Source organism: Aeromonas sp. ZOR0002 (assembly GCF_963866995.1).
In the GTDB taxonomy this organism is placed as follows: Bacteria; Pseudomonadota; Gammaproteobacteria; order Enterobacterales; family Aeromonadaceae; genus Aeromonas; species Aeromonas caviae.
This window is the reverse complement of record NZ_CAWMFQ010000201.1, coordinates 1,698-4,502: the sequence shown is the minus strand read 5'-3', so window position 1 is coordinate 4,502 and position 2,805 is coordinate 1,698. Positions and strand designations below refer to the sequence as shown.

Here is a 2,805-nt window from a genome sequence, read left to right as displayed (position 1 = left end):
TCACAGTCCCTTATCCGATGCCCATCACGAGGACCGACACGCCGCATGCCCAAACTCTTCTTTGCCCTGCCCCTGCCAGAGCTTGCCCCCGAGCTTGCGACCTGGCGAGACCAGCGCCCCTGGCCCGGCCAGCCGGTGCCCGAGTGCAACCTGCACCTGACCCTGGCCTTTCTCGGGGAGGCCGACGAAACGACCCAGGCTCGCCTGATCGCGGCCGCCGAGCGACAGCACTGCCCCCCTTTCAGCGTCCATCTGGATCAGACCGGCTGGTTTCAGCGCGCCAAAGCCGCCTGGGTGGGGCCCGGTGAGTGGCCGAACGAGCTGACCGTGCTCGCGAGGGCGCTGCGCCGCCACGGTGAAAAGCTCGGGCTGGGCAACGGCGAGCAGGGCTATCGCCCCCACGTCACCCTGTCGCGCAAGGCGGGCGAGGCCCCCGGCGAGCTGCCTGCGCCGGATTTTCTGCTCAGGGCCGATCGCTTCTGCCTCTATCAATCCGTCAGCACGCCGGACGGCGTCCACTACGAACCGCTCGCCTGCTGGCCCCTGCGGGCCCGCGTCAAAAACCCACACCGCGAGGAGCTCACCCCATGATCTTCGATCCCCCCCTGCAGTCCGGGCAGCTGCTCTCCCGCTACAAGCGCTTCCTGACGGATGTGGCGCTCGACAACAGCGAGGTGATCACCATCCACTGCGCCAATACCGGTGCCATGACCGGCTGCGCCCTGCCGGGCACCCGGGTCTGGTACTCCACATCCGACAACCCCAAGCGCAAGCTGCCAAACAGTTGGGAAATCGCCGAGAGCCCGGCGGGTCACTTCATCTGCGTCAACACGGCCCGTGCCAACCAGATCGCCCGGGAGCTCATCGAACAGGGCGCTCTCGCCCCCCTGGCAGGCTATGCCAGGCTGCGCACCGAAGTGAAATACGGGGAAGAGAACAGCCGCATCGACCTGCTGCTGGAAGATGACCACAGGCCGAATTGTTACATCGAGGTGAAATCCGTCACCCTGCTCGACGAGCGGGAGCAACCCGGCATGGGGTACTTCCCCGATGCGGTTACCACCCGCGGCGCCAAGCACTTGCGTGAATTGATGGCCATGAAGGCGGCAGGGCACCGGGCCGTGCTGCTGTTCATGGTATTGCACTCCGGCATCGCGAGAATGCGCCCTGCAGCCCATATCGATCCGCACTATAGTCAGCTTGTTGAACAGGCGATGGCGGCAGGGGTTGAAATTTTATGCTATCGCCCCCATGTTGGGGTGCAGGGCATGGTGGCTCAGGATTTTATCCCATTTGAATCTGACCATATGCTACCCGAGGGCAGAGAATAAATGCAGAAGTGGGTAACATTATTGATAAGGCTTGTTTGCCTCCCGTTGACCCTTCTGCTATAGATGTCGCCCTCAATTTATGGATGGCACGGGTAGCGTGCTGAATTAGGAGACAGGGCATGCCAACAGGCGAAAACAGGAAATCTCTGGGCCCCCTGGCCATTGCGGGTGTAGAGCCTTACCAGATGAAAGCCGGTGAGGAGTACATGAATGACCAACAGAAGGTACATTTTCGCAAGATCCTGGGAGCCTGGCGCAACCAACTGATGCAGGAAGTTGACCGCACCGTCGACCACATGAAGGATGAGGCTGCCAACTTCCCGGATCCCGTGGATCGCGCCGCGCAAGAAGAAGAGTTTGCTCTCGAACTGCGCACCCGCGACCGTGAACGCAAGCTGATCAAGAAGATCGAGAAAACCTTGCTGCTGCTCGAAGAAGATGACTTCGGTTACTGCGAGCATTGCGGCATCGAGATCGGCATCCGCCGTCTGGAAGCCCGTCCGACCGCAGACCTCTGCGTGGACTGCAAGACGCTGGCCGAGATCAAGGAAAAACAAATGGCTGGCTGATGCCGCCCATCCACAGAAACGAAAAGGGAGCCCAGGCTCCCTTTTTTATTGAGCTTTTGGTCGGGCCGTCCCAGAATGCAGCCTCAATGCATCGCCTACCCGAACTGCCATGGTCATGACATCCCCCCCCTCCCGACGCCCCTATGTGGGCCGCTTCGCCCCCTCGCCGTCCGGTCCGCTCCACTTCGGATCCCTGGTCGCCGCCCTTGGCAGCTTCTTGCAGGCCAGGGCGCAGCAGGGACGCTGGCTGGTGCGCATCGAAGACATCGACCCTCCGCGGGAGATGCCGGGAGCGGCTGACCTTATCCTCACCACCCTGGAGGCACACGGTCTTGGCTGGGATGGGGAGGTGATGTTCCAGAGCGCGCGCCATGGCCGCTATGACGAGATCATCGATCAGCTCTATCGGGCCGGGGATCTCTACTGGTGCCGCTGTACCCGGCGCGAAATCATGGCCGCAGGGGGATTCTACAACGGTCATTGCCGCGCCCTGGGGCTGACCGCCGAGGGGTGTGCCGCCCGTTTGCGCCAGCACCACCCGGTCTATCGGTTCGAGGATGCGCTTCAGGGAGAGATCTCCGTCCCCGCAGCGCTGGCGGAGGAGGACTTCATCGTGCGCCGCCGGGACGGGCTCTATGCCTACAACCTGGCGGTGGTGGTGGATGACATGGACAGCGGCATCACCGAGATCGTCCGCGGCGCCGATCTGCTGGAACCCACGGTGCGCCAGATTGCCCTCTACCAGACTCTGGGGGCTGCCGTCCCCGATTGGGTGCACCTGCCGCTGGCGGTGCAAGCGGATGGCAACAAGCTCTCCAAGCAGAACCATGCGCCGGCGCTGTCGCAGGACGAGGTACGACCGGCCCTGTGGCAGGCGTTGCACTTTCTCGGTCAGTGCCCGCCGC

3 protein-coding genes and 1 pseudogene are annotated in these 2,805 nt (G+C 63.0%); all 4 read left to right on the top strand.

The annotated features are described in order from the left end of the window. Nucleotides 1-45 precede the first annotated feature (45 nt). Nucleotides 46-591: an RNA 2',3'-cyclic phosphodiesterase gene (gene thpR, locus AACR77_RS11850; protein ID WP_041213873.1), complete on the top strand. Its 546-nt coding sequence runs from the start codon at nt 46-48 to the stop codon at nt 589-591. Beyond that, nucleotides 588-1,331, top strand: a complete 744-nt coding sequence (sfsA, locus tag AACR77_RS11845; protein ID WP_042881713.1) for a DNA/RNA nuclease SfsA — start codon at nt 588-590, stop codon at nt 1,329-1,331. The genes thpR and sfsA overlap by 4 nt, the downstream gene beginning before the upstream one ends. 119 nt (nt 1,332-1,450) lie before the next feature. Next, nucleotides 1,451-1,900, top strand: coding sequence for an RNA polymerase-binding protein DksA (dksA, locus tag AACR77_RS11840; RefSeq protein ID WP_029314801.1), 450 nt, complete (start codon nt 1,451-1,453; stop codon nt 1,898-1,900). Nucleotides 1,901-2,009: 109 nt separating this feature from the next. After that, nucleotides 2,010-2,805, top strand: a pseudogene (gene gluQRS / locus AACR77_RS11835) (tRNA glutamyl-Q(34) synthetase GluQRS); the annotation flags it as partial.